The following is a 1,020-nucleotide window of genomic DNA, read 5'->3' on the forward strand; positions in this document are numbered from 1 at the left end:
AAATGCTTTCACCTTAATTATATATATAAGTACATTACAATACTGCGTTAAATTAATATTTAATCGTCTGTAAATCAATAACTTATATTAAGAAATGCTTATGAAAACTTAACTATAAAAAGTTGGTCAAGTCGCTGATTTTCAGTAACTTTGCAAATCACGACAAACGCAAAATTATATGAATACAGGACTTGACCAATATATGGATATCTTTAAAGATGCAGTTGAAGATTCGGCTGCAAAGTTAACAAAAAGTTTCGAGAAAATACTCATCGAGGTGATAATTTTGTTCATGGTAATACCAAGAAAGATAAATTTCACCCAAATGGGGAGGTATGGCTCGCATGTTGAGCAAACCTATCGCAACGCATTCGGCTTAAAAAAGTCGAAAAGCATTGACTGGCTCAAACTTAATGTCTCACTTGCCAAGCGCTTCTTTGGTAAACAGGGAAGATGGGCTATTGCCATTGATCCCAGCTACATCAGCAAAGCTGGCAAGAAGACTCCACATATCGGTCGTTTTTGGTCGGGATGTGCACAGTCTGTTAAACATGGTCTCGAAATCATGGGTATTGGCCTCATTGATATTGATGCCAAAGACTGCATGATGTTAAAAGCACACCAGTCGCTAAGTAATAAAGAACTGAGTCTTAGAAACAAGACTATGGTAGATTTCTATATCAGCGTCATTAAGCGTTACCGCAAGGAACTTCTTAAACTCTCAACCCTCATAGTTGCAGATGCTTACTTCTCTACAAGTACATTTGTTAATGGGATAAAGAAAGAAGGGTTCTCTTTGATAAGCCGCTTTCGTGACAATGCTTGTCTCTTTTATGTCTATGCTGGTCCACGTACTGGAAAACGTGGTCGCCCCAAGACCAAGGATGGCAAGATTGATATGAAGAATCTTGACCTCACTCGAATGGAGAAGATGGAGATGAAAGATATAGAAGGAACAGCTTATACTTTGATAGCCGATTCCAAGGCACTCAGGTGTAAAGTTAGACTTGTCATCTGGCA

Annotated in this window: 1 protein-coding gene; it reads left to right on the forward strand. The window is 38.3% G+C overall.

Annotated elements, in window-relative coordinates:
* Positions 1–178: 178 nt before the first annotated feature.
* On the forward strand, positions 179–1,020 hold an 842-nt coding region (locus GH664_RS24070; protein ID WP_153170327.1), incomplete at its 3' end, for a transposase.

The organism is Thauera sp. 2A1 (assembly GCF_009469595.2).
GTDB lineage: Bacteria > Pseudomonadota > Gammaproteobacteria > Burkholderiales > Rhodocyclaceae > Thauera.